The organism is Duganella aceris, from assembly GCF_011090165.1.
GTDB classification, from domain to species: Bacteria; Pseudomonadota; Gammaproteobacteria; order Burkholderiales; family Burkholderiaceae_D; genus Rugamonas; species Rugamonas aceris.
In genome coordinates this window covers 300,499-325,689 of sequence record NZ_JAADJT010000003.1, presented here as the reverse complement: position 1 = coordinate 325,689, position 25,191 = coordinate 300,499, and the positions used below count along the sequence as shown (strand labels likewise).

The window sequence follows — 25,191 nt, the reverse complement described above, 5'->3', positions numbered from 1 at the left end:
CTAGATAAAGGCTGCACCATGCAATTCTCCGTGTATCAGGAAAGCCACATCGGCGGCCGCAAGGTCAACCAGGACCGCATGGGCTACAGCTTCACCCGCGACGCGCTGCTGCTGGTGCTGGCCGACGGCATGGGCGGCCACCTGCGCGGCGAGATCGCCGCCACCGTCGCGCTGCAAACCATCTCCGCGCTGTTCCAGCAGCAGGCCACGCCCTACGTCAGGAAGCCGGAGCGCTTCCTGGAGGAGGCCTTCATGGCCGCGCACAACGACATCCACCAATACCGCGCCGTGCACAAGCTGCCGGAGACGCCGCGCACCACCATCGTCGCCTGCCTGATCCAGCACAACACCGCCACCTGGGCGCACTGCGGCGATTCGCGCCTGTACTGGATGCGCGGCGGCGAGATCCTGGCGCGCACGCGCGACCATTCGCACATCGAAAGCCTGATCGCCAAGGGCATGGCGCAGCCGTCCGAGCGCGCCACCCACCCGGACCGCAACAAGCTGTATAACTGCCTTGGCGCCGACAGCCTGCCCAAGGTCGAGGTGTCGAGCGGCGGCGGCATGCTGCCGGGCGACGTGATGCTGTTGTGCTCCGACGGCTTGTGGTCTATGCTGCCGGACGACGACCTGGCGCGGCGCATGCAGAGCCAGACCGTGGTGCGCGCCGTGCCCGACCTGCTGCATACCGCGTTGGAGGCGGCGGGCAGCGCCAGCGACAACGTCACCGCGCTGGCCATCATGTGGCAGGGCAGTTCGATCATCGACGGCATGGGCGCGAGCACCATGGCGGCGGCCGAATTGTCGACCGTGATCTCGACCGAGGCGCTGCCGGAGAACCTGCACAGCACCACCATTCACAGCGTCCCGGGCGTCGACGCCTTCGATGAAGATGAAATCGAACGGGCGATCGCCGAGATCCGTGGCGCGATCGAAAAATCATCCCAGATACTTAAATAAGGAATACAGCATGACCTTTGAATCCCGTCCTAGCGGCCGCGCCGTCGATGCGCTGCGCACCCTGCGCCTGACCCGCGACTACACCAAGCACGCCGAAGGCTCGGTGCTGATCGAATGCGGCGACACCAAGGTGATCTGCACCGCCAGCATTGAAGACAAGGTGCCCGGCTTCTTGAAGGGCAAAGGCCAGGGCTGGATGACGGCGGAATACGGCATGCTGCCGCGCTCCACCCACACCCGCATGGATCGCGAAGCGGCGCGCGGCAAGCAGTCCGGCCGCACGCAGGAAATCCAGCGCCTGATCGGCCGCTCGCTGCGCGCCGCGTTCGACCTGGAAGCGTTCGGCGAGCGCACGCTGCACCTGGACTGCGACGTGATCCAGGCCGACGGCGGCACCCGCACCGCGTCGATCACCGGCGCCATGGTCGCCGCCTACGACGCCTTCTCCAAGCTGGTGGCGCGCGGCGCGGTGCCGGCGATTCCGCTCAAGCATTTCGTGGCCGCGATCTCGGTCGGCGTGTATCAGGGCATGCCGGTGCTGGACCTCGACTATATCGAGGACTCGGGCTGCGACACCGACATGAACGTGGTGATGAACGATGCCGGCCACTTCATCGAAGTGCAGGGCACGGCCGAAGGCGCGGCCTTCGACCGCGCCGGCATGAATCGTTTGCTCGACCTGGCTCAAGGTGGAATTGCCGACTTGATCACATTGCAGAAGCAAGCCTTGGGCATCGCGGCCTAGGCGGAAACCGCTCACCCCGCACGGCCACGACCTGGGGTCAGACCCCGTACGGGGTCTGACCCCGACTGTTCGGGGTAAAAGGTTTAAAATGACGGCCGCTGTCCACCATTTGAACCCGCACACCCATGACCCAACGCCTGATCCTCGCCTCGAACAACGCCGGCAAACTGAAAGAATTCAACGCACTGCTGTCCACCGTGGGCTTTTCGGTCCACGCGCAGGGCGAGTACGACGTTCCCGAGGCGGATGAACCTTTTCACACCTTTGTCGAAAATGCACTGCAAAAAGCCCGCCACGCTTCACGGCTGACCGGGCTGCCGGCATTGGCGGACGATTCCGGCGTCTGCGTCAACGCGCTGGGCGGCGCGCCCGGCGTGTACTCGGCGCGCTTCGCCGGCGAGCCGAAGTCGGACGCCCGCAACAACCAGAAAATGATCGCCGACCTGGCCGCGCACGCGGACAAATCGGCCTACTACTATTGCGTGCTGGTGTTCGTGCGCCACGCCGACGATCCGCAACCGGTGATCGCCGACGGCCGCTGGAACGGCGAGATGATCGCCGATGCGCGCGGCAACGGCGGCTTCGGCTACGACCCGCACTTCTACATCCCGGCGCTGGGCAAGTGCGCCGCCGAGCTGACGTCCGAAGAAAAGAACGCCATGTCGCATCGCGGCCAGGCGCTGCGCGCGCTGGTAGAGAAATTGAAATGATCCCGATTAAAATCGCCGGCTCCACCGGCAAACGCAGCGCGCCCACCGCCGACATCAGCGACGCTGCCGGCGTCGCCGCCAAGTACCTGCAGGCCGGCTCGCTGAACCTGACCGCGCTGCCGCCGCTGTCGCTGTACATCCACTTCCCGTGGTGCGTGAAGAAGTGCCCCTACTGCGACTTCAATTCGCACGAGGCCAAGGACGGCCACACCTTCCCCGAACAGGAATACCTGGACGCGGTGCGCGCCGACCTGGAGATGTCGCTGCCGCTGATCTGGGGCAGAAAGATTTATACCATTTTCATCGGCGGCGGCACGCCGAGCCTGATGTCGGCGGCGGGGCTGGACCGCCTGCTGTCCGACGTGCGCACGCTGCTGCCGCTCGACAGCGACTGCGAGATCACGATGGAGGCCAACCCCGGCACCTTCGAGGCGGAGAAGTTCAAGTCCTACCGCGCCAGCGGCGTGAATCGGCTGTCGATCGGCATCCAGAGCTTCAATGAGCGCCACCTGAAGGCGCTGGGCCGCATCCACGACGACAACGAGGCCAAGCGCGCGGTGGAAATCGCGCTCGACAATTTCGATAATTTCAACCTGGACCTGATGTACGCGCTGCCGTCGCAGACGCTGGAGGAAGCGCGCCAGGACGTGGAGACGGCGATGGCCTTCAAGCCGCCGCACCTGTCGCTGTACCACCTGACGATGGAGCCGAACACGCTGTTCGCCAAGTATCCGCCGGCGCTGCCGGACGACGACGCCAGCGCCGACATGCAGGACCTGATCGCCGAGCTGACCGCCGCCAACGGTTACCAGCAGTACGAGGTCTCGGCCTACGCCAAGACCGGCCATCGCGCCCGCCATAATCTGAATTATTGGGAGTTCGGCGACTATCTCGGCATCGGCGCCGGCGCCCACTCGAAGATCTCGTTCCCGCACCGCATATTGCGGCAGGCGCGCTACAAGCAGCCGAAGGCGTATATGGAACAGGCGCGGCTTGGCGCACCGGTGCAGGAGGAGCACGAGATCTCGCGCGACGACATGGGCTTCGAGTTCATGCTCAACACCTTGCGCCTGCACGGCGGCTTCGATCCCAACCTGTTCGCCGAGCGCACCGGCTTGAGCCTGAACGCGATCGAGAAAACCCTCAACGAAGCGGAAGCCAAGGGCCTGCTGTACCGCGACTACAAGCTGATCAAACCGACCGAGCTAGGCCAGCGCTTCCTGAACGATCTTCAGGAAATGTTCCTGAAGGCTTAGAACTCTTCCCAGTCCTTGTCGCCGCCGACGGTGGCCTTGAGCTTGGCCGGAGCCGGGCGTGAGGCCAGCCGTGGCGCAGGTGCGGGCGACCGCGCCGGAGCGGGGCGCGCGGCGCGGGCCGGCGGCAGCGAAGCGCGCGGTTTCTGCGGCGCCGCCAGCATCGGCCGCATCGCCACCTCATTCCCCAGCTTGAACGAAGACGCCACTTCCGACAGCCGCGCCGCCTGTTCCTGCATGCTGGCCGCGGCGGCGGCGGCTTCCTCCACCAGCGCCGCGTTCTGCTGCGTCACCTGATCCATTTGCGTGATCGCGGTGTTGACCTGGTCGATGCCGATGCTTTGCTCGCTGCTGGCCGACGTGATCTCGGCCATGATGTCGGTGACGCGGCGCACGCTGGCCACCACATCGTTCATGGTGCTGCCGGCCTGCTGCACCAGCTTGGCGCCGATGTCGACCTGTTCGACCGAATTGCCGATTAATTCCTTGATCTCCTTGGCCGCACCGGCCGAGCGCTGCGCCAGGTTGCGCACTTCGGACGCCACCACCGCGAAGCCGCGACCCTGCTCGCCGGCGCGCGCCGCTTCCACGGCGGCGTTGAGCGCCAGGATATTGGTCTGGAACGCGATGCCGTCGATGACGCCGATGATGTCGACGATCTTGCGCGCCGACGCATCGATATTCCCCATCGTATCGACCACCTGGCCGACGATGGTGCCGCCGCGCTCCGCCACGTCCGACGCCGCCTGCGCCAGCTGGTTGGCCTGCTTGGCGTTTTCCGCGTTCTGCCGCACGGTCGAGGTCAGCTCCTCCATCGACGACGCGGTTTCCTCCAGCGAGCTGGCTTGTTCCTCGGTGCGCTGCGACAGGTCCATATTCCCGGCCGCGATTTCATTCGACGCGGTGGCGATGGTGCTGGTGCCGACCTGCACCTGGCTGACCACATTGCGCAGCGAGTCGTTCATGCCCTTCAGCGCCGTCATCAGGTCGCCGATTTCATCCTTCTGCGTCGCGGCGTTGAAGTCGGTGGTCAGGTCGCCGTTGGCCACCGTCGAAGCGATATCCACCGCCGATTGCAGCGGCACCGTGATCGAGCGCGAAATGAACCACGCCGCCACCGAGCCGATGGCGACCATCAGCGCGGCCAGGATCATCAGCAGCATATTGCTGCGGTCATTGGCGGCGTCGATGGCGTGGGCGGTATCGTCGATCGCCTTGCGCTGGTGCGCGAGCAAATCCTTGACCTGGTTCTGATAGGCGCCGGCCGCCGGCGTGAACACCTCCTTGAACAGGCGCTCGCCTTCGGCGGCGTTGCCGGCCTTCTTGGCGTTCATCACATCGGTCTTGGCTTTCTGATAGGCGTTGCGCAGCGAGAGCGCGCTCTCGTACATCTTGCGTTCTTCGTCGCTGGCCACCAGTTCCTTGACGGTGTCGAGCAGCGCCGTGCCTTTCTTGGTGCTGTCGGCGATGACGTCGGCGAAAGTCACCGACAGCGTTTCATCGGTGCTGCGCGCGATCAGCGCGGTGCGGGCGATGGCCGAATAAATCAGCACATACCAGTCGGAGACGATGCGCTCCTTGGCCAGCGGCTTTTCCATCATCAGCTTGGTGGCGGCGGCGTTGCTGCGGGCGTTGACCAGCGCGACCGAGGTGGCGAAGACGGCGAGTAACAGGACTAGGGCGAAACCGGCGGCGAGGCGGGTGCCGATACGCATGTGCGACAGAAAATTCATGATGTTCACTCCGATGAATCAGGCGAAATCCAGCTTGCGGGGCTTTTAGTATGCACCCGCCGCCCGGCGGCGGTCATGTGATTTTCTGTGGTTTTGTTGTTTTTGAGAACAATTAGAACGACTGTGCCTGATGCAGGTCCGGCTTCTCGCACCAGCGGGCGAAGGCTTCGGCCATGCGTTCGCTCTCGGCGATGGCGCGGGTCCAGTCGCGGTTGCGGCCGGCGTGGTCCTGGCCGTAGACGGTGAAGTCCTTGCGGTCCGGCAGTTTGCGGTTCGGCAGCGTGGCGACGAAGTCGGGCGACGGCGAGACCAGGATCATGTTGTCCAGGGCTGCATCCTTGGCGCGGCGCCATGGCATCGATTTATCCAGCCAGCCGGGCACGATGTAGTCGTTGAAGTGCGGGTACAGCACCAGGCCGGGATCGCGCTGGTAGGGCAGGTGCAGATGGTAGTCGATCAAGCCGCCGTCCCAGTAGGCGCCGTCGGGCGCGCCGGCGATGCCGGTGACCGCCTCCAGCACCAGTGGGATCGAGCCGGAGGCCAGCAGCGCGTCGCGCAGGTTGTCGGTGGAGAGGCCGACGAACTGGCCGGCGAAGGCGTCGAAGCCGTCGCGCAGCCAGGCGGCGTCGTCGCGGGCGTCGTGGAAGATCACGCGTTCCATCGACGCGGCCAGGCGTTGTCGCGACACGGCGTTGTTGGCGGCGGCCATCAGGAAGCCGGCCGTTTCGCGCCAGCGGGCACCGTTGGCGCGGCCCAGCGCGCCGATGCCGCGCACGGTCAGCACGTTGACGTGGTGGTGCGGATGGTTCAGCGCCTCGGCGGCGCGGCCGTCGAGCAGTTCGTCGAGCAGGGCGCGGCAGGTCTGGCTGACGTAACTGGCGGTGACTTTGTTCGGATAGCGCTGGCCGGCGTACAGGCGCGCCAGCCGTTTGTGGGCGGCGACCGGATCGTCGAAGGCGGAAGCGGCCATGCGCCAGGCGCCGATGGACGCGCCGACGAGGCGGCGCCGGCGTGGCGCGGCCCTGAGGAAATCGCCGAACAGCCAGCAATCGAGGCCGTGCAGGATCAGGCCCTTCGGCCCGCCGGCGGCGGCGGGGACGATGGCGATATCGTCGGCCCGCACGCCTTCGGCGGCGATGCGCTGGCGGGCGCGCTGGCCCAGGCGGATGGTGATCATATGATTAGGCGGTGTCAGTGCCGACATTCGGACACGAGCTCTACCGTAACGTTGTTACGGTAGAGCTCGTGTCCGAATGTCGGCACTGACACCGAGGTTGTTTATTTTAGGCCTCCGCCCAGCGAGCGATAGAGGTCGATCGCGGAGGTGGTGCGCAGCAGGCGCGCTTGCACCAGCGTTTGCTGCGCGCTGAACAACTCGCGCTGCGCGTCCAGCACGTCCAGCGAACTGGCGACGCCGTTGTCGAAGCGCAGTTGCAACAGCTTCAGGCGATCCTCCTGCGCTTCCTGCACCGCGCGCTGCGCGTTCACCTGGTCGCCCAGGTAGTCGCGCGCCGCCAGGGCGTCCGCCACTTCGCGGAAGGCGGTCTGGATGGTTTTCTCGTAGTCGGCGATGGCGAGGTTCTTGCGCACTTCAGTGATGGTCAGGTTGGCGCGGTTGCGGCCGGCGTCGAAGATCGGCAGCACCAGTTGCGGCGCGAACGACCAGCTGCCCGAGCCGCTGTCGAACAGGCCGCCCAGCGATGGGCTGCTGCTGCCCACCGCCGCCGTCAGGCTGATGCGCGGGAAGAAGGCGGCGCGCGCGGCGCCGATGTTGGCGTTGGCCGATTTCAGGCGCTGCTCGGCGGCGCGGATGTCCGGCCGGCGCGTCAGCAGATCCGACGGCAGGCCTTCCGGCACCGCGCTCAGCGCGTCCAGCTGGGCATCGCTCGGCATCGCGCCCGAAGACGGCGCCGTCGGCGCCTGGCCGACCAGCAGCGTCAGCGCGTTCTGCGCCTGCGCGCGTTGACGCGCCAAGGTCAGCGCGGCGGCGCGCGCGGTTTCCATCAGCGTTTCGTTGGAACGCAGGTCGAGCCGCGACGAGGCGCCCACTTCGGCGCGTTGCTGCGTCAGCTTGTAGGTGCGGGCGCGCGCTTCATAGGTCTGCTGCGCCAGCGCATACTGTTCGGCGTAGGCGCGTTCGGTGTAGTAGGCCTGCGCCACTTGCGCCACCAGCGCGATCTGCGCCGCCTGGCGCGCTTCGTCGGTGGCCAGGTAGGCCGCCAGCGCGGCGTCGTTCAGGCTTTTCACGCGGCCGAAGAAATCCAGCTCGAACGAGGATACCGACAGGCCGACGTCGTAACGCTTGCTGATCGCGGAATTTCCGCTCGACGTCAGGAAGGCCGGCGTCTTGCCTTTGCTGCCGGCGAAGGAGCCGTTCAGATTCGGCAGGCGGTCGGCCGACTGGATGTCGTACTGCGCGCGCGCTTCTTCGATGCGCAGGGCGGCGGTGCGCAGGTCGCGATTGTTTTCCAGCGCGGCGCCGATCAGCTGCTGCAAACGCGGTTCGCTGAAGTAGTCGCGCCAGCCGGTATCGACGGCGGGCTTGGCGTCGGCCGGCGTCGCGCGCGTGCCACCGGTGCCGCCGGTGCCGCCGTTGTTGGTGTTGCGCGACGCGGCGCCGGCGGTGTCGACCGGGAAGGCCGCGGCGACCGGCGCTTCCGGACGCTGGTAGGTCGGCGCCATCGAACAGGCCGACAGCAAAGCCGCGCCCAGCAGCGACAGCGACAAGGTCAGGGGAGGGAAGCGTTTAGTCATAGGTTTCATGGTGTTTGTCATTCAGTTCATGTGCGGCCAGCTTGCGCTGACGTTCGCTGCCCTTGAAGATTTTTCGGATCACGACGAAGAAGATCGGCACCAGGAACACCGCCAGCACGGTGGCGGTGATCATGCCGCCCATCACGCCGGTGCCGATGGCGCGCTGGCTGGCGGAGCCGGCGCCGGTGGCGATCACCAGCGGCAGCACGCCGAGGATGAAGGCCAGCGAGGTCATGATGATAGGACGGAAGCGCAGGTGCACCGCCTCCAGCGTCGCTTCGATCAGGCCCTTGCCCTGCGCCTGCAAGTCCTTGGCGAATTCGATGATCAGGATCGCGTTCTTCGCCGACAGGCCGATGATGGCGATCAGGCCGACCTTGAAGTAGACGTCGTTCGGCAAATCGCGGATGTGCGCGCCGAGCAGCGCGCCCAGCACGCCGAGCGGCACCACCAGCAGCACCGCGATCGGGATCGATTCGGATTCATACAGCGCCGCCAGCACCAGGAACGCGGCCAGCAGCGACAGCGCGAACAGCATCGGCGCTTGCGAGCCGGAGGTTTTTTCCTCCAGCGACTGCCCGGTCCATTCGATGCTGAAGCCGGGTGGCAGCTGCGCCGCCAGGCGTTCCAGTTCGTCCATCGCTTCACCGGTCGAGCGGCCCGGCGCGGCGTCGCCGGTCAGCTTGATCGCCGGGTAACCGTTGTAGCGCACCAGCTGCACCGGACCCTGGATCCAGTGCGACTTGGCGAACGAGGAGAACGGCACCATGGCGCCGCTGGTGCTGCGCACGTTCAGTTGCATGATGTCTTCCGGCTGCAAACGGCGCGGCGCGTCGGCCTGCACGATGACGCGCTGCTGGCGGCCGCTCGAGGCGAAGTCGTTAACGTACGAGGAGCCCAGCGCGGTCGACATCATCGCGTTGATGTCGGCGAAGGTGACGCCCAGCGCGTTGGCTTTCTCGCGGTCGATGTCGACTTGCAGCTGCGGCGCGTCCTCCAGCCCTTCGGGACGCAGGCCTTTCAGAATCGGACTCTTGGCGGCCATGCCCAGCAGCTGGTTGCGCGCGGCGACCAGCGCGTCGTGGCCGACCGCGCTGCGGTCCTGCAGGCGCGCGGTGATGCCGGTGGCGTTGCCAAGCTCGCGGATCGGCGGGGGGCTGAGCGGGAAGATGATCGCGTCCGGGATCGCCGACAGGGCGCCGAAGGCGCGCTGCGCGATCGCCTGCGCCGATTGGTCGGCGCTGCGTTCCTTCCAGTCCTTCAGCGGAATGAACACCAGGCCGGCGTTCTGGCCGTTGCCGGAGAACGAGAAGCCGGCGACGGCGATGGTGCGCGCCACGCCCGGCTGCTTGCGGAAGTAGGCGTCGGCCTGGGCCAGCACCGCCTGCGTGCGGCTGGTCGAGGCGCCGGCCGGCAGCTGCACGTTGGCGATCAGGTAGCCCTGGTCTTCGTTCGGCAGGAACGACGACGGCAGCTTCACATAGAGCCAGCCCACCACGCCGCACAGCAGCGCGAAGATGATCAGGTAGCGGCCGGTGCGCTTCAGCATGTTGGCGATCACGCCCTGGTAGCCGGTGGCGGTGACCGCGAAGCCGCGGTTGAACCAGCCGAAGAAGCCTTTCTTCTCGTGGTGGTGGCCCGCTTCCACCGGCTTGAGGATGGTGGCGCACAGCGCCGGCGTCAGGGTCAGCGCCATCAGGGCGGAGAACAGCATGGCCGAGATCATCGCCAGCGAGAACTGGCGGTAGATCGCGCCGACCGCGCCGCCGAAGAAGGCCATCGGCACGAACACCGCGATCAGCACCAGCGTGATGCCGATGATGGCGCCGGTGATCTGGGTCATCGCCTTGCGGGTGGCGTCGCGCGGCGACAGGCCTTCCTCGCTCATGATGCGTTCGACGTTCTCCACCACCACGATGGCGTCATCGACCAGGATGCCGATCGCCAGCACCATGCCGAACATGGTCAGCACGTTGATCGAGAAGCCGAACAGCTGCATCGCGGCGAAGGTGCCCATCAGCGCGATCGGCACCACGATGGTCGGGATCAGCGTGTAGCGGATATTCTGCAGGAACAGATACATCACCAGGAACACCAGCAGCACGGCCTCCAGCAGTGTCTTGACCACTTCCTCGATCGAGATCTTGACGAACAGCGAGGTGTCGTAAGGGATGGTGTAGGCGACGCCGGGCGGGAAGTATTTGGCCAGCTGGTCCATCTTCTCGCGCACGGCGGTGGCGGTTTGCAGCGCGTTGCCGGTCAGCGACAGCTGCACCGCGATGGCGGAGAACGGCGCGCCGTTCAGGCGCGCGTTGATGTTGAAGCTGGCGCCGCCCATCTCGATGCGCGCCACGTCCTTGAGCCGCACCAGCGAGCCGTTGGGATTCGCGCGCAGCACGATCTGGCCGAACTCGGTGGTCGACGACAGCTGGCCGGTGACCACGATCGGCGCCGAGAAGGTCTGCTTGGCGGGGCTGGGCAAGTCGCCCAGCGTGCCGGAGGTGACCTGCGCGTTCTGCGCGCGGATGGCGGCGGTGACGTCGGCCATGTTCATTTTCAGGCCGATCAGCTTGGCCGGGTCGACCCAGATCCGCATCGCGCGCTCGGTGCCGAACAACTGCGCCTGGCCCACGCCGGGAATGCGCTTGATCTCGTTGACCACGTTGCGCGCCATGTAGTCGCCCAGACCGGTCGGGTCGAGTCGGCCGTCGGTCGAGGTCAGGCCGACGAACATCAGGATGTTGGAGCGCGCCTTGTTGACCTGCACGCCCTGTTGCGTGACGGCGGCCGGCAGCCGCGATTCCACCCGCTTGATGCGGTTCTGCACATCCACCGCCGCCAGGTCCGGATTGGTGCCGGGGACGAAGGTGACGGTGATGGTGACGGCGCCGCTGGCCTCACTCGACGATTCGACGTATTGCAGCCCGTCGGCGCCGTTCATTTCCTGTTCGACCACGCTGGTGACGGCGTCGTCGAGCACCTGCGCGGTGGCGCCGGGATAGTTGGCCGTCACCACGATCGATGGCGGCGCGATGGTCGGGTACTGCGACACCGGCAACACGGTGATCGCGAGCGCGCCGCCCAGCAATATGAATAATGCGATCACCCACGCGAACACCGGGCGGTCGATGAAGAACTTGGCCATCTGGACTCCCGGTTATTTGGCTGCGGCGGGCGCCGTCGCCGGCGCTGCGGGAGCGGCCGATCCGGCCGGCCCCTTCCAAGGCTGCGGATTGACCGTCGCACCCGGCTTGGCCTTCTGGAAGCCTTCGACCACGATGCGCTCGCCGCCTTTCAGGCCGGAGCTGACCACCCAGTTCTGGCCGTCGTTGGCGCTGGCGGTCACCGGCTGCGACACCACTTTATTGTCGGCGCCGACGATCAGCACCGAAGCGCCTTCGTTGTTGCGCACGATGGCTTGCTGCGGCACGGTGATGGCGGCGTCGCTGACGCCTTGCTCCAGGCGCGCGCGCACGTACATGCCCGGCAGCAGCACCTTGTTCGGATTCGGGAACTCGGCGCGCATCGACACCGAGCCGGTGCTTTCGTCCACCGACACGTCGGAGAACAGCAGCTTGCCCGGCTGCGGATAGGCCTGGCCGTCCTCGGTCACCAGCGTCACGCTGGCCTGGCCCTTGCCCGCGCTTTTGAGCTTGCCCTCGGCCAGCGCGCGTTGCAGCTTCAGCATCTCGGTGGACGACTGGGTGATGGTGACGTAGATCGGATCGAGCTGCTGCACGGTGGCCATCGGCGTCGCCTCGCCCTGGCCGACCAGCGCGCCCTCGGTCACCAGCGCGCGGCTGATGCGGCCGGAGATCGGCGCGGTGACGGTGGCGTAGCCCAGCGTCAGGTTGGCGTTGGTGCGCGCCGCCTTCCCGGTGGCCAGGTCGGCCGCCGCCTGTTTCTGCGCGGTGACGGCGTCGTCGTATTCCTGCTGGCTGACCGCCTGCGCCGCCAATAATGGTTTATACCGTTTCACCTTGAGATCGGCCTGCGCCAGGTTGGCCTCGGCCTTGGCGACCGCCGCCTGGGCGCTGTCGTAGGAGGCCTGGAACTGCGCCGGATCGATGCGGAACAGCACCTCGCCGGCCTTGACGTCGCCGCCCTCCTGGAACACCCGTTTCAGGACGATGCCGGCGGTGCGCGCCCGTACCTGGGCGATGCGCGAGGCCTCGGTGCGGCCCGGCAGTTCGCTGCTGAGCGTGAGGGTGCCGGCGGTGGCGGTGACGACGGCGACGGTGGCTGGAGGCGGGGCGGGTGGCGCGGCTTTTTCACCGCAGGCACTCAGCAGAGTCATGATGGCGACGGCAACAGCGGTGCAACGAGGAACTGGTCTCATGGAGGCTCTCGTGAAAGGAGATGTATTGATGATGCAGGATTGTAATACAGGGCGTTAAGTAACGTTTTGTACACGACGATAACGTAAAAAAGGCGGGAGCGCGGCCCGCGCCGCGTTCCCGCCTCTTTTGGCAGAGCGCCGAAATCAGCGCATGCCGGAGATGATTTGCTTCAGCTTGCCGGTGTCGGCGCAGAAGGCGCGAATGCCTTCGGCGGTCTTTTCGGTCGCCATCGCGTCTTCGTTCATCATGAAGCGGAAGGTCGGCTCGTCCAGCGAAATCTTGCCGATGCCGGCGCCGGCGCCGCTTTCGGCGCTCAGCTTGCGCTCGACCGGCGCGTCGCTTTCCGCCAGTTTCTGCAGCAGGTCAGGGCTGATGGTCAGCAGGTCGCAGCCGGCCAGTTCCAGGATCTGGCCGACGTTGCGGAAGCTGGCGCCCATCACCTCGGTCTTGTAGCCGAACTTGCGGTAGTAGTTGTAGATGCGCTTGACCGACTGCACGCCCGGGTCTTCGCCCCCGACGTAGTCGATGCCGGTCGATTTCTTGTACCAGTCGTAGATGCGGCCGACGAACGGCGAGATCAGCTGCGCGCCCGCTTCGGCGCAGGCGATCGCCTGGGCCAGCGAGAACAGCAGCGTCATGTTGCAGTGGATGCCTTCCTTTTCCAGGATCTCGGCGGCGCGGATGCCTTCCCAGGTCGAGGCCATCTTGATCAGCACGCGCTCGCGCTCGATGCCGGCCTTTTCGTACAGGCGGATCAGTTCGCGGCCCTTGGCCACCGAGGCGTTGGTGTTGAACGACAGGCCGGCGTCGATCTCGGTCGAGACGCGGCCCGGGATCACGCGCAGGATTTGCTTGCCGAAGGCGATCAGCAGATGGTCGATCACTTCGCTGGTGCTCGAATCGAGGTTGTCGCGCACGGCTTTTTCCAGCAGCGGCTTGTACTCTTCCTTTTGCACCGCTTTCAGGATCAGCGATGGGTTGGTGGTGGCGTCGCGCGGGGTGTAGGCCTGGATGGACTGGAAATCGCCGGTATCGGCGACCACGGTGGTGAATTTCTTCAGTTGTTCGAGCTGGTTCATGTGCGTTGCCATTCAGGTAAGGGATCTTTTCCTTATTGTACTGCCAATCCCGCAGCCGGAGCCAGCACAGGCTAACGCGCCGTGCGCATGGCGATCAGGCGGTGGATTTCCTCCAACAGCGCTTCGAAGCGGATCGGCTTTTTCAGGAAGGCGTCGTAGGGCACGCCGAGGTCGGGGCGCGGGATGCCGGCGCTGGTCAGGATGAAGGCGACGTCGCGCAGCGCCGGGTCGGCACGGCAATGCCGGCACAGCTCGGCGCCGTCCATGACCGGCATCATCAGGTCGGAGACGATGATGTCGGGCCGCTCGCGCGCGGCGGCCGCCAGCGCGTCGGCGCCGTTGCCGGCGGTGCGCACGCGAAAGCCGTGGAACTCGAACAGCATCGTATACGCCGACAGCACGTCGAACTCGTCGTCGACCACCAGGACCAGTCTGCCGTCCGGGTTGGCGTCGATGATGTCGGGGGGATTGTCCATGAACCGGCTACAGCGGCTGGGTGGGCTGGAACGACACCGGCCCTTCGATGCTCATACCCTTGTCGGAGATGAGCAGGATGTGGTTGGCGGCGTCGTAGCTGTTTTCGCGCAGCTTGAGCACGCCGATCTGGCGCCGGTTGATGCCGTTCACGTCGACATAGCGCAGCAGGATGATGTTTTCGAACAGCATCGAGGCCGAGGCCTCGCTCTGCAACTGGCCCTGCGCGAAGTACGGCAGTTCCTGGGTGAAGAAGGTGGTGACGTCGCGCACCCGCAACTCGTTGACCAGCGCCGCCAGGAAGGAGCGCGAACGCCCCTCGTGCATGACGATCTCGCGCAGGCCGTCGAGGCCGTCGACGAACAGGCGCGACACCTTGCGCCGCTCGACATTGCGCAGTACGCCGTGCGCCAGGCTGTCGACCAGCACTTCCAGCGGCGGGTGCCAGATGATCTGCAGCGCGCCGTTGTCGAAATAGGTCTTCAGGTCGATGCCGACGCTGCGCGCCTTTTCCAGCAGGCGCGGCGGCGATTCGTAAAAGCCGACGATCAGGCAATGCTCGCCCTGGCGCAGGCCTTCGTGGATGAAGTGCAGCCCCATCAAGGTCTTGCCGACGCCCGGATTGCCCAGCAGCGCGGTGGTCGAGCCCTTGGCCACGCCGCCGTTGGTCAGCCGGTCCCAGCCCTCGATGCCGAAGCCGAGCCGCTGCGAAAACACCGACGGCGTCGCGGCGGACAGCGTGCTGACCGCCTCCAGCCGCGGATAGATCTCGATGCCGTCCTCGCCGACCTGGAACACGTGGCGGCCCAGCAGGTGCTTGCTGCCGCGCAGCTTGAACACCTTGATTTCGCGGATCAGTTGCAGGCCGTGCTCATATTGGCTCAGCTCGATCAAGCCGTCGACCAGCGTGTTTTCCGAATCGGCCACGTTGCCTTCGGTCGGCGACAGCAGGAAGGTGGTGCATTCCATGGTCGACACCAGCGAGTTCAGCGACAGCATGAACTCGGACAGCGCCAGGTCGGACGGCTTGGCGTCGCGCACGGTGCGGAAGCCGTCGATGATCATGATGTCGGGACGTTGCGCCGCCAGCGTCGAAGCGATCGACTTCAGCAGGTCGCGCAGGCCGCCGCGCAGCAGGTCGCTGTAGGCGCCGATGAAGACGATGCGCTCGCCGACCAGGTGTTCGTCGAAGAAGGAGAAGCTGCTCAGGTGATTGAGCATCTTGCCGTGGGTTTCGGCGATCAGCGTCAGGATCAGCACTTTCTTGCCCTGATGCGCGTGATGGAAGCCGATCTGGCAAGCGAGGGTGGTTTTGCCGCTGCCCGCGAGACCCTGGAGCAGGTACAGACTGTGCGCCGGAAAGCCGCCGCCCAGGATGTCATCCAGGCCGGGGACGCCGGTGTTCAGCAAAGGAATGCGAGGAGAGGTGTTCATTGTGTCCAGAATCGCAACGTTGCAGGTGGGGCAAATTAGCCACACTTTAGCGCAACTGTTGCAATTATAGAAGGACTATCAACCGGCCTGCGGTTCGCCAGCGCACCGAAACGGCGCGATCAGCCGATAAAAGAATCGAACTGCAAGTCGAATTCCTGTAGCGCTTTCTGGGCGTTCTGCATTTTCTTGCGGAACTCGGGGCCGCGTTGCAGCGCCAGGCCGACCGCCAGCACGTCGATCACCACCAGATACGCCAGCCGCGCCGAGATCGGGGTATAGGGGTCGATATTGAAGATCAGGTCGATTGGAATCAGCACCGTGGCCAGGTCGGCCAGCGGGGTGCCGGACGGCGCCAGCACGATCACTTCGGCGCCTCCCCGGCGCGCCAGCTTGACCGAGCGCACCAGCGACGGGCTGTTGCCGCGCTGCGAGATCGCCACCACCGCGTCGCCGGTGCGCAGCAGGGCGGCGGCGATGCTGTGGATGTGCGGGTCGGCGTAGGCCACGGTCGGTACGCCGGAACGGAAGAACTTGTGCTGCGCGTCGGCCGCCACGATGCCGGACGTGCCCTGCCCGTAGAATTCGATCTTGTTGGCCTTGGCCAGGATGTCCAGCGCTTTCTGGATCGCGTCCGGATCGAGGTTGTTGCGCAGGTCCAGCAGGGTGTTGATCGAGCGGCTGCAAATCTTGTTGACCAGGTCGGCCGCGAGGTCGTCCTGGGTCGGCTGCTCGTTCAGGCCGGGCAGGGCCAGCGCCAGGCCTTGCGCCAGCTTCAGCTTGAATTCATGCCAGCCGTCGTAACCCAGCGTGCGGCAGAAACGCACCACGGTCGGTTCGGACACCTGCGCGCTCTTGGCCAGCGCGGTGATGTTCTGGCTGACCGTCTGGCCCGGATGGTCGAGGACCGCCAGCGCGACCTTGCGCTCCGATTTGGAGAGCGAGTCGAGCTGGGTGCGGATGGAATCTAACAGCATGGAGGCTTAATCTTCAGGCAGCGCTTCTTCGCGCCATTGCAGGCCGTCGCGGCCGATCAGGGCCGATGCGGCGGCCGGACCCCAGGTGCCCGAGGCGTAAGGAATCGGATAGCTGTCGTCGGCTTCCCAGTTGTTCAGGATAGGCTCGACCCATTCCCACGCCGCTTCCAGCTCGTCGCCGCGCATGAACAAGGTCAGCTGGCCGCGCAGCACGTCGAGCAGCAGGCGCTCGTAAGCGTCCATGCGCGGCGATTTGAACGACTCGCGGAAGTCCAGTTCCAGCTCGGCCTGTTTCAGGCGCATGCCGTCGCCCGGCGTCTTGGCCATCAGGTTCATGCGCAGGCCTTCGTCCGGCTGCAGACGGATCACCAGCGAATTCGGCTGGAAGCTGCTGGTCGGCTGGGCGAAGATCGAATGCGGGATTTGCTTGAAGCGCACCACGATCTCGGCCAGGCCGTCGGCCATGCGCTTGCCGGTGCGCAGGTAGAACGGCACGCCGGCCCAACGCCAGGTGTCGATCTCCGCCTTCATCGCGACGAAGGTCTCGGTGCGCGAATGTTCCGGCGCGTCCGGCTCGTCGCGGTAGCTTGGCACGGCCTTGCCGTCGACGTGGCCGGCGCGGTACTGGCCGCGCACGATGTTCTGCGCCAGCGTGGTAGGGGTGAATTTCTTCAGCGAACGCAGCACCTGCAACTTGGCGTCGCGCACGGCGTCCGGCGCGATCGAGGTCGGCGGCTCCATGGCGACGATGCACAGCAGTTGCAGCAAGTGGTTCTGCAGCATGTCGCGCAGCGCGCCCGAGGTGTCGTAGTAGCCCATGCGGTTGCCGACGCCGAGTTTTTCGGCGATGGTGATCTGCACGTCGGAGATCCACTCGCGGCGCCACAGCGGCTCGAACAGGATGTTACCGAAGCGCAGCGCCAGCAGATTCTGCACGGTCTCTTTGCCCAGGTAGTGGTCGATCCGGTAGATCTGCGATTCCTCGAACACCTTGCCGACTTCGGCGTTGATCTGCTTGGCCGAGGCCAGGTCGCGGCCCAGCGGCTTTTCCAGCACCACGCGCGAATTGGCGGTGACCAGGCCGTTGGCCTTCAGGTTCTCGCAGATCTGCGAAAAGATCGCCGGCGGCGTCGCCAGGTAGTACACCTTGGTGATCGCGTCGTCCTTGCGCAGCGCCTCGACCAGCGTGTGGAAGCTGGACGATTCGGTCGCGTTCAGCGAGACGTAGACGATGCGGGCGGTGAACTTGGCCCACGCGGTCGGCGTCACGGCCGGGGATTTGATGTGCGGCTTGGAGGTGGTCTCGACGGTTTGCAGGAACTCTTCCTGGCTGGCGTCCGCGCGGCCGACGCAGATAATGCGGGCGGTCGCGGGCAGGTCGTTCGCCACATCGCGTGCATACATCGCGGGCAGTAATTTGCGCATCGCCAGATCGCCGCTGCCGCCAAACAGAACCAGGTCAAAATCGGTAAGAGCCATAGTATGAGAATCGTCGCAAAAAAAGTGCCGAAAGGATGTACCGCGCGCAGGGCGCGCAAGCTGATGTGACACCTTACACCAGCCGTCGTTTACCTGTGTAAATTTACTACTTTTAAAGCTGATTTGCAAGAAATTTTACTACATTCTCCTCTGGCGCGACCATCGGGATGCGCCGAAAGCGACGCCGCGCCGCGCGCATGGCGGAGTTTAATTGCCTTGCGGAAAAATGGGTCTATAATATTCGTATCCCGCATGCGCCTCCGTCGCCGCCCGCGCCATATTCGCGCCGCCGCCGTCCGATCGCACCACGCATGCGCCGCCCTGATGCGGCAAGCCATTCCGCGGCCCTTCTCCCGCCGCACACAACAGTCAACCATTATAAGCTGGCCTGTCATCGCGTGCCGTCGCATAGCGTTGGCCCGGCCGGCGAGGAGTCATTCATGCAAAACCGCTACGATCCTTTGCAAGCCATCGCCGTCCAGGCCGACAAAATGATGCTGGGCGTATTGTGGGCGCTGCAGCTGTTTTCGCTGGCGCTGGCCGGCCTGCACGACAGCTGGATGCTGGCGCTGGCGGTCGGCCTGCCGGCCGCCGGGCTGCCGACGCTGCTGCACCTCAACGCGCCGGGATCGCTGCCGACCCGATGCGCGGTGGCGGTGGCGGTGATGGTGTTCGCGGCGCTGAACATCCACCAGGGCGCCGGCCTGACCGAGCTGCATTTCGGCATCTTCGTCTACCTCGCCTTCCTGCTGGCCTACCGCGACTGGCGTCCGATCGTGGTGGCGGCGGCCGTCATCGCGGTGCACCACCTCAGCTTCCACTATCTGCAGGAATGGAACTACGGCGTGATGTGCTTCACCCGGCCGCAGTTGTCGACGGTGTTCATCCACGCCGCGTATGTGGTGGTGGAATCGGGCGTGCTGATCTTCCTCGCCACCGTGTTGCGCCGGGCCGCGTGCCAGGCGGCGGAACTGGAGAGCATCGTCTCCGCGCTGGCGGCGATCGAAGGCCGCATCGATCTGTCGGGCGCCGAGGGCAAGCCGCGCAGCCGCCTGGCGCGCTCGCTGCTGGAGATGCTGGTGACGATGCGCGACACCATCGCCGGCGTGCGCGACGGCGCGCACACCATCGCCGGCGCCTCGGGCGAGATCGCGCACGGCAACGCCGAGCTGTCGCGCCGCACCGAGCGCCAGGCCGGCAGCATCGAGCAGACGGCGGCGTCGATGGCGCGGCTGGCCGCGACCGTGCGGCAGAACAACGAGAGCGCGCGCCAGGCCAACGCGCTGGCGCAGAGCGCGTCGGTGATCGCCATCAAGGGCGGCGAGGCGGTGCGCCAGGTGGTCGATACGATGGGCGACATCAACGCCTCGTCGCGGCAGATCGTCGACATCATCAGCGTCATCGACGGCATCGCGTTCCAGACCAATATCCTGGCGCTGAACGCGGCGGTGGAGGCGGCGCGCGCCGGTGAGCAGGGCAGGGGCTTCGCGGTGGTGGCGACCGAGGTGCGCAACCTGGCGCACCGCTCGGCGGCGGCGGCCAAGGAGATCAAGGAGCTGATCGGCAATACGGTGCGGACGGTGGAGGGCGGCAGCCTGCTGGTCGACGAAGCCGGCGCGACGATGTTGCAGGTGGTCGACAGCGTGCAGCGCGTTACCGCCATCATGGGCGAGATGAGCAACGCCAATCAGGAGCAGAACGAGGGCATCGAACGCATCAACCACGCCATCGTCGAGTTCGACGAGAGCACGCAGCAGAACGCGGCGCTGGTGCAGGAGGATGCGGCGGCGGCGGATGCGCTGGCCGAGGAGGCGCGGCATCTGACCTCGCTGGTGGAGGCGTTCAAGCTGGAGGCCGGGTATGCGGCGGAACCGCAGCGGCTGGCGGCGCCGCAGCGCCGCTTGCAGCTCGTCGGCGACGCCTATTCCAGGTAGGTGTGTTCCACCCGGCCGGCGACATCCATGCGGATGCCGAGCAGCTTGCCGCTCAGCGGATACTGTTCCAGTTCCGGCGCCGGACGCGCGCCGGCGCTGGTGACGTACAGCGTGCGCAGGTCCGCGCCGCCGAAGGCCATCATGGTCGGGCAGCGCACCGGCAGCGCGATCTCGCCGATCAGCTCTCCGGTCGGCGACAGCTTGACCAGCCGCGCGCCTTCGAACATCGCGACCCAATAGTTGCCTTCGCTGTCGATCGCCGCGCCGTCGGGGCGGCCGCCGTAGTTGTTCGCCTTGTCGGTCGAGAACTGGTGCAGCAGCCGCTGGTCCGAGACGGCGCCGGTGGCGGCGTCGAAATCGGCGCGGGTGACGCGGTGCGCGGCCGTGTCGGCGTGGTACATGGTCTTGCCGTCCGGGCTGAAACCGAGGCCGTTGGAGTTGGTCATGCCGCCCGACCAGGCCTTGCGGATCTCGCCGCGTTCCAGCACGAACATCTCGGCGGCCGGCTTGTCGCGCGGCTCGTAGATGGTGCCGACCCAGAAGCGGCCGGCCGGGTCGACGTGGCCGTCGTTGAAGCGGGCCACGGCGGTGTCGTAGGGCGCCGCCGCGATTTCGGTCAGGCGCACCTCGTCGCTGCCGGTGTCCAGGTGCGCGAAGCCGCCGCGCATGGCGACGATCAGGCCGCCCTGGTCGCTGATCGCCAGCGTGGCCGGTTCGCTCGACAGCTTCCACGAACGGTGCGCGCCGCTGGCTGGATCGAGCCGGTGCACGGTGTAGGCCGGGATGTCGACCCAGTACAGCGCCTGTTCTTCCGGATGCCACAACGGGCATTCGCCGGTTTGCATCACGGCGTCGTAGGCGATTTCAATGGTTGGCGTGGTCATGGGATCAGATGTGTTGTGCGGCCTTGGCCATGATGATCAAGCCGTTGGTCGAGCTGTCGTGGCGTTCCGGCTGGATCTCGCCGGTCAGTTCCGCGTGGATGTTCTTGGCCAGCACCTTGCCCAGCTCCACGCCCCACTGGTCGAAGCTGTTGACGTCCCACAGCACGCCCTGCACGAAGGTCTTGTGCTCGTACAGCGCGATCAGTGTACCGAGGGCGGTCGGCGTCAGCTGGTCCATCAGGATGGTGTTGGACGGACGGTTGCCGGGGAAGGTCTTGTGCGGCACCAGCGCCTCGATTTCATCGGCGCTCAGGTTTTGCGCGCTCAGGTCGGCGCGCACTTCGTCGGCGGTCTTGCCGGTCATGAAGGCCTCCGACTGCGCGAAGCAGTTCGCCAGCAGCGAGTCGTGATGGCCCGGCAGGTCGTGGGTCGCGCGCAGCGTGGCGATGAAGTCGATCGGCACGATGTCGGTGCCCTGGTGCAGCAGCTGGAAGTAGGCGTGTTGCGCATTGGTGCCGCATTCGCCCCACACCACCGGGCAGGTCGGGGTGTCGACCGCCGCGCCGTTGCGGGTGACGCGCTTGCCGTTGCTCTCCATGTCGAGCTGTTGCAGGTAGGCGGCGAAGCGGCTCAAATCCTGGTGGTACGGCGCGATCGACAGCGAGCCGGCGTCGAGGAACTGGCGGTTCCAGAAGCCGATCATCGCCAGCAGCACCGGCATGTTCTGTTCCAGCGGCGCCTCGCGGAAGTGTTCGTCCATCGCGTGCGCGCCGGCCAGGAAGTCGCTGAAGTAGCCGAAGCCCACCGCCAGCGCCACCGCCAGGCCGATCGCCGACCAGACCGAATAGCGGCCGCCGACCCAGTCCCAGAACGGGAACATATTGGCCGGATCGATGCCGAAGGCCTTGACCGCCTCGGTGTTGGTGGAGACGGCGACGAAGTGGCGCGCCAGCTGCTCTTCGGTGCCCGATTGCAGGAACCAGGCGCGCGCGGTGCCGGCGTTGAGCATGGTCTCGGCGGTGACGAAGGTCTTGGAGGCGATGATGAACAGCGTGGTCTCCGGATCGACCTGGGCCAGCGCCGCGTCCATGTCATGGCCGTCGACGTTGGAGACGAAGTGCATCTTCAGGCGCGGATGCGCGTACGAGCGCAGCGCCAGCACCGCCATCTTCGGTCCCAGGTCCGAGCCGCCGATGCCGATGTTGACGATGTCGGTGATCGGCTTGCCGCTGTAGCCCAGCCACGCGCCGCTGCGCACGCGGTCGGTGAAGTCCTTCATCTGGTCCAGCACCGCGTGCACGTCGGCGTTGATGTCCTGGCCGTCCACCACCAGGCCTTTGCCGCGCGGCATGCGCAACGCGGTGTGCAATACGGCACGATGTTCGGTAAGATTGATCTTTTCCCCGCTCAGCATGGCGTCGCGCTGCGCTTCGACGCCGCGTTCGCGGGCCAGGTCCAGCAGCAGGCCGATGGTGTCGGCGTTCAGGCGGTTCTTGGAATAGTCCAGGAACAGGCCGGCCGCGTCGACGGTCAGTTTGGGGAAGCGCTGCGCATCGGCGGCGAACAGCTGGCGCAGTTGCCACGCTTTCGCGTCGACGGCATGGGATTCGAGGGCTTGGAAGCTGGCGGTGGTGGTCAGTGCAGGCTGGCGCATAATGTTTGGGCGTCTTAGTCTGGGATGGAAGGGGATGATGGAATCATACAGGAAAAATAGGTAAATTCACTACGGTTTTCCCACGGGTGTGAGCGAGGAAAATGTCAGAAAACCCAGCTATCCATTGAAATTTTGTAGTAAAATTTCACGGAATCCATTCATAAGGAACGATCATGGCGTTGCATCCAGTCCTAGAAACCGTCACCGCTCGCATTATCCAGCGCAGCAAACCCTCGCGCGGCGCGTATTTGGCGCATCTTGAAGCCGCCCGCGTCAAGGGCGTCCAGCGCGGCGCGCTGGCCTGTACCAACCTGGCGCACGGCTTCGCCGCCTTCCCCGCCAACGACAAGCTGTCGTTGAAGGAACTCAAGAAACCATCGGTGGCGATCATCTCGGCCTACAACGACATGCTGTCGGCGCACCAGCCGTTCGAACGCTTCCCGGCGCTGATCAAGGACGCCGTGCGCGAAGTCGGCGCCGTGGCCCAATTCGCCGGCGGCACGCCCGCCATGTGCGACGGCGTCACGCAAGGGCAGCCGGGCATGGAACTGTCCCTGTTCTCGCGTGACGCGATCGCCATGTCGACCGCCATCGCGCTGTCGCACAATATGTTCGATTCGGCCGTGTATCTGGGCGTCTGCGACAAGATTGTACCCGGTCTGCTGATCGGCGCGCTGCACTTCGGCCACCTGCCGGCGGTGTTCGTGCCGGCCGGCCCGATGACCACCGGCCTGTCGAACTCGGAAAAAGCCAAGATCCGCCAATTGTACGCGCAAGGGAAGGTCGGCCGCGCCGAGCTGCTCGAAGGCGAATCGCAGTCCTACCACGGCGCCGGCACCTGTACCTTCTACGGCACCGCCAACAGCAACCAGATGCTGATGGAGGTCATGGGCCTGCACCTGCCGGGCGCCGCCTTCATCACCCCGAACACCCCGCTGCGCGACGAACTGACCAAGGCCGCCGCCCAGCGCGCCGCCGTGATCACCGCGCAATCGAGCGAATACCTACCGGTCGGCCATGTGGTCGACGAGAAGTCCATCGTCAACGCCGTGGTCGCGCTGCTGACCACCGGCGGCTCGACCAACCACACCCTGCACCTGGTGGCGATCGCCAAGGCGGCCGGCATCGTCATCGACTGGGACGACTTCGACGAGCTGTCGAAAGTGGTGCCGCTGCTGGCGCGCATCTACCCGAACGGCAACGCCGACGTGAACCACTTCCACGCCGCCGGCGGCACCGGTTTCGTCATCCGCGAACTGCTGGACGGCGGCCTGCTGCACGACGACGTCACCACCATCATGGGCAAGGGCTTGCGCAAGCATTGCGCCGAGCCGTTCCTGGGCGAAGCGGGCAATGGCGTGGTGTGGAAAGACGTGCCGGCGGAATCGGGCGACGAAGCGGTGCTGCGCAAGATCAGCGCGCCGTTCTCGCCGGACGGCGGCACCGTGCTGGTCAAGGGCAACCTGGGCCGCGCCGTGATGAAGGTCTCGGCGGTCAAGCCGGAACACCAGACGGTGGAAGCGCCGGCGCTGGTGTTCAACTCGCAGGAAGATTTCATGGACGCCTACAAGGCCGGCAAGCTGGATCGCGACTTCGTCGCGGTGCTGCGCTTCCAGGGCCCGCGCGCCAACGGCATGCCGGAACTGCACGCGCTGACCCCGGCGCTGGCCAACCTGCAGGACGCCGGCCGCCACGTGGCGCTGGTGACCGACGGCCGCATGTCGGGCGCGTCGGGCAAGGTGCCGGCGGCGATCCACGTCTCGCCGGAGATCCTGGCCGGCGGTCCGCTCGGCCTGGTGCGCGACGGCGACATCATCCGCGTCTGCGCCCGCAGCGGCACGCTGGAGGCGCTGGTCGAATCGAGCGTGTGGCATTCGCGTTCGCTGGCCACGGCCGATCTGTCGCCGAACAGTGTCGGCATGGGCCGCGAACTGTTCGCCATGTTCCGCAACAGCGTCTGCGAAGCGGAGAAGGGCGCCACCGTGTTCCCGCTGCCGTCGCCGATTCCGACCACCGTCGGCCTGCATGACAAAGACCCGGTCGGCAACACCGTGCCGGGTTCCGATGAAGATTACTCGATGAAGAAAGATGCGTAAATCATGACCATGACTCTGCTCGACATTATGCGTACCTCGGCCGTGATCCCAGTGATCGCGATCGACGAAATTGAACATGCGGTCCCGCTGGCGCGCGCGCTGGTGGCGGGCGGCATCCGCGTGCTGGAAGTCACGCTGCGCACCAAGCATGGCCTGGACGCGATCAAGGCCATGTCGGCGGTGGAAGGCGCCATCGTCGGCGTCGGCACGCTGACCAAGCCGGAGGAATTCGCCGCCGCGCGTGACGCGGGCGCGGTGTTCGGCGTGTCGCCGGGCTTGACGCCGGCGCTGATCGCCGCCGCCAAGAGCAGCGGCCTGCCGCTGCTGCCGGGCGTGATGACGCCATCGGAAGTGATGGCCGCGCGCGAGCAGGGCTTCAAGCAACTGAAACTGTTCCCGGCGGTGCCGGCGGGCGGCATCGGCATGCTGAACGCGATCTACGGACCGCTGTCGGACGTGATGTTCTGCCCGACGGGCGGCATCTCGCAGGACACCGCGTCGCAGTTCCTGACGCTGAAGAACGTCGCCTGCGTCGGCGGCTCGTGGCTGACGCCAAAAGACGCCATCGCCGCCGGCGACTGGCAGCGCATCACCGACATCGCCAAGGCCGCCAGCGGCCTGCGCTAAAAACCAAACGACGCTTCGGCGTCGTTTTTTTTGAGCATATTTTTAAGATTAAGGTTAACCT

19 protein-coding genes are annotated in these 25,191 nt (G+C 65.9%); 7 read left to right on the top strand and 12 right to left on the bottom strand.

Annotation, left to right across the window (positions count from 1 at the left end; genetic code table 11):
• Positions 1-18: 18 nt before the first annotated feature.
• The 4 genes from GW587_RS08675 (at position 19) to hemW (ending at position 3,671) form a co-directional block, all read left to right on the top strand.
• Entirely contained in the window at positions 19-960 is a 942-nt protein-coding gene (locus tag GW587_RS08675; RefSeq protein ID WP_166101121.1) for a PP2C family protein-serine/threonine phosphatase, read from the top strand.
• A gap of 10 nt (positions 961-970) precedes the next feature.
• A complete protein-coding gene (gene rph, locus GW587_RS08670) occupies positions 971-1,705 on the top strand; it encodes a ribonuclease PH (protein WP_166101118.1) in 735 nt (244 codons plus the stop codon).
• A gap of 125 nt (positions 1,706-1,830) precedes the next feature.
• On the top strand, positions 1,831-2,415 hold the full coding sequence (gene rdgB / locus GW587_RS08665; RefSeq protein WP_166101116.1) for an RdgB/HAM1 family non-canonical purine NTP pyrophosphatase: 585 nt from the start codon (positions 1,831-1,833) through the stop codon (positions 2,413-2,415).
• Positions 2,412-3,671 carry a radical SAM family heme chaperone HemW gene (gene hemW / locus GW587_RS08660; protein ID WP_166101115.1) on the top strand — a complete coding sequence of 420 codons (1,260 nt, stop codon included), beginning with the start codon at positions 2,412-2,414 and terminating at the stop codon, positions 3,669-3,671. Before rdgB ends, hemW begins: the two co-directional genes overlap by 4 nt.
• Here hemW and GW587_RS08655 read toward each other — a convergent pair.
• From GW587_RS08655 to zwf, 10 genes are all read right to left on the bottom strand, one after another.
• Entirely contained in the window at positions 3,668-5,401 is a 1,734-nt protein-coding gene (locus GW587_RS08655; RefSeq protein ID WP_166101113.1) for a methyl-accepting chemotaxis protein, read from the bottom strand. The two genes, hemW and GW587_RS08655, sit on opposite strands and share 4 nt — an antisense overlap.
• A gap of 112 nt (positions 5,402-5,513) precedes the next feature.
• Positions 5,514-6,578 (bottom strand): patatin-like phospholipase family protein, encoded by a 1,065-nt coding sequence (locus tag GW587_RS08650; RefSeq protein WP_166101109.1) that lies wholly within the window; start codon positions 6,576-6,578, stop codon positions 5,514-5,516.
• 101 nt (positions 6,579-6,679) lie between these two features.
• Positions 6,680-8,155, bottom strand: coding sequence for an efflux transporter outer membrane subunit (locus tag GW587_RS08645; protein ID WP_166101626.1), 1,476 nt, complete (start codon positions 8,153-8,155; stop codon positions 6,680-6,682).
• Complete coding sequence (locus GW587_RS08640) at positions 8,148-11,300, bottom strand: efflux RND transporter permease subunit (protein ID WP_166101106.1); 3,153 nt, start codon at positions 11,298-11,300, stop codon at positions 8,148-8,150. Before GW587_RS08640 ends, GW587_RS08645 begins: the two co-directional genes overlap by 8 nt.
• Before the next feature lie 12 nt (positions 11,301-11,312).
• On the bottom strand, positions 11,313-12,494 hold the full coding sequence (locus GW587_RS08635) for an efflux RND transporter periplasmic adaptor subunit (protein WP_166101103.1): 1,182 nt from the start codon (positions 12,492-12,494) through the stop codon (positions 11,313-11,315).
• Between the two features lie 144 nt (positions 12,495-12,638).
• On the bottom strand, positions 12,639-13,574 hold the full coding sequence (gene tal, locus GW587_RS08630; protein ID WP_166101100.1) for a transaldolase: 936 nt from the start codon (positions 13,572-13,574) through the stop codon (positions 12,639-12,641).
• A gap of 71 nt (positions 13,575-13,645) precedes the next feature.
• Entirely contained in the window at positions 13,646-14,050 is a 405-nt protein-coding gene (locus GW587_RS08625) for a response regulator (protein ID WP_166101097.1), read from the bottom strand.
• 7 nt (positions 14,051-14,057) lie between these two features.
• Positions 14,058-15,482, bottom strand: coding sequence for an ATPase domain-containing protein (locus GW587_RS08620; RefSeq protein WP_166101094.1), 1,425 nt, complete (start codon positions 15,480-15,482; stop codon positions 14,058-14,060).
• 119 nt (positions 15,483-15,601) lie between these two features.
• Positions 15,602-16,456 carry an SIS domain-containing protein gene (locus tag GW587_RS08615; RefSeq protein ID WP_166101092.1) on the bottom strand — a complete coding sequence of 285 codons (855 nt, stop codon included), beginning with the start codon at positions 16,454-16,456 and terminating at the stop codon, positions 15,602-15,604.
• 6 nt (positions 16,457-16,462) lie between these two features.
• Positions 16,463-17,935 carry a glucose-6-phosphate dehydrogenase gene (gene zwf, locus GW587_RS08610; protein WP_166101089.1) on the bottom strand — a complete coding sequence of 491 codons (1,473 nt, stop codon included), beginning with the start codon at positions 17,933-17,935 and terminating at the stop codon, positions 16,463-16,465.
• A gap of 440 nt (positions 17,936-18,375) precedes the next feature.
• Here zwf and GW587_RS31735 point away from each other — a divergent pair, with 440 nt between their 5' ends.
• On the top strand, positions 18,376-19,869 hold the full coding sequence (locus GW587_RS31735; RefSeq protein WP_308495377.1) for a methyl-accepting chemotaxis protein: 1,494 nt from the start codon (positions 18,376-18,378) through the stop codon (positions 19,867-19,869).
• Here GW587_RS31735 and GW587_RS08600 read toward each other — a convergent pair.
• Entirely contained in the window at positions 19,857-20,753 is an 897-nt protein-coding gene (locus GW587_RS08600; RefSeq protein WP_166101088.1) for an SMP-30/gluconolactonase/LRE family protein, read from the bottom strand. The genes GW587_RS31735 and GW587_RS08600 overlap by 13 nt on opposite strands.
• A gap of 4 nt (positions 20,754-20,757) precedes the next feature.
• Entirely contained in the window at positions 20,758-22,407 is a 1,650-nt protein-coding gene (gene pgi, locus GW587_RS08595; RefSeq protein WP_166101085.1) for a glucose-6-phosphate isomerase, read from the bottom strand.
• A gap of 173 nt (positions 22,408-22,580) precedes the next feature.
• Between pgi and edd the strand changes: the two genes are divergently transcribed.
• Together edd and eda are read left to right on the top strand one after the other, a co-directional pair.
• Positions 22,581-24,503 (top strand): phosphogluconate dehydratase, encoded by a 1,923-nt coding sequence (edd, locus tag GW587_RS08590; protein ID WP_166101082.1) that lies wholly within the window; start codon positions 22,581-22,583, stop codon positions 24,501-24,503.
• Between the two features lie 3 nt (positions 24,504-24,506).
• Entirely contained in the window at positions 24,507-25,130 is a 624-nt protein-coding gene (gene eda / locus GW587_RS08585; RefSeq protein ID WP_166101080.1) for a bifunctional 4-hydroxy-2-oxoglutarate aldolase/2-dehydro-3-deoxy-phosphogluconate aldolase, read from the top strand.
• The last annotated feature ends 61 nt before the right edge of the window (positions 25,131-25,191 follow it).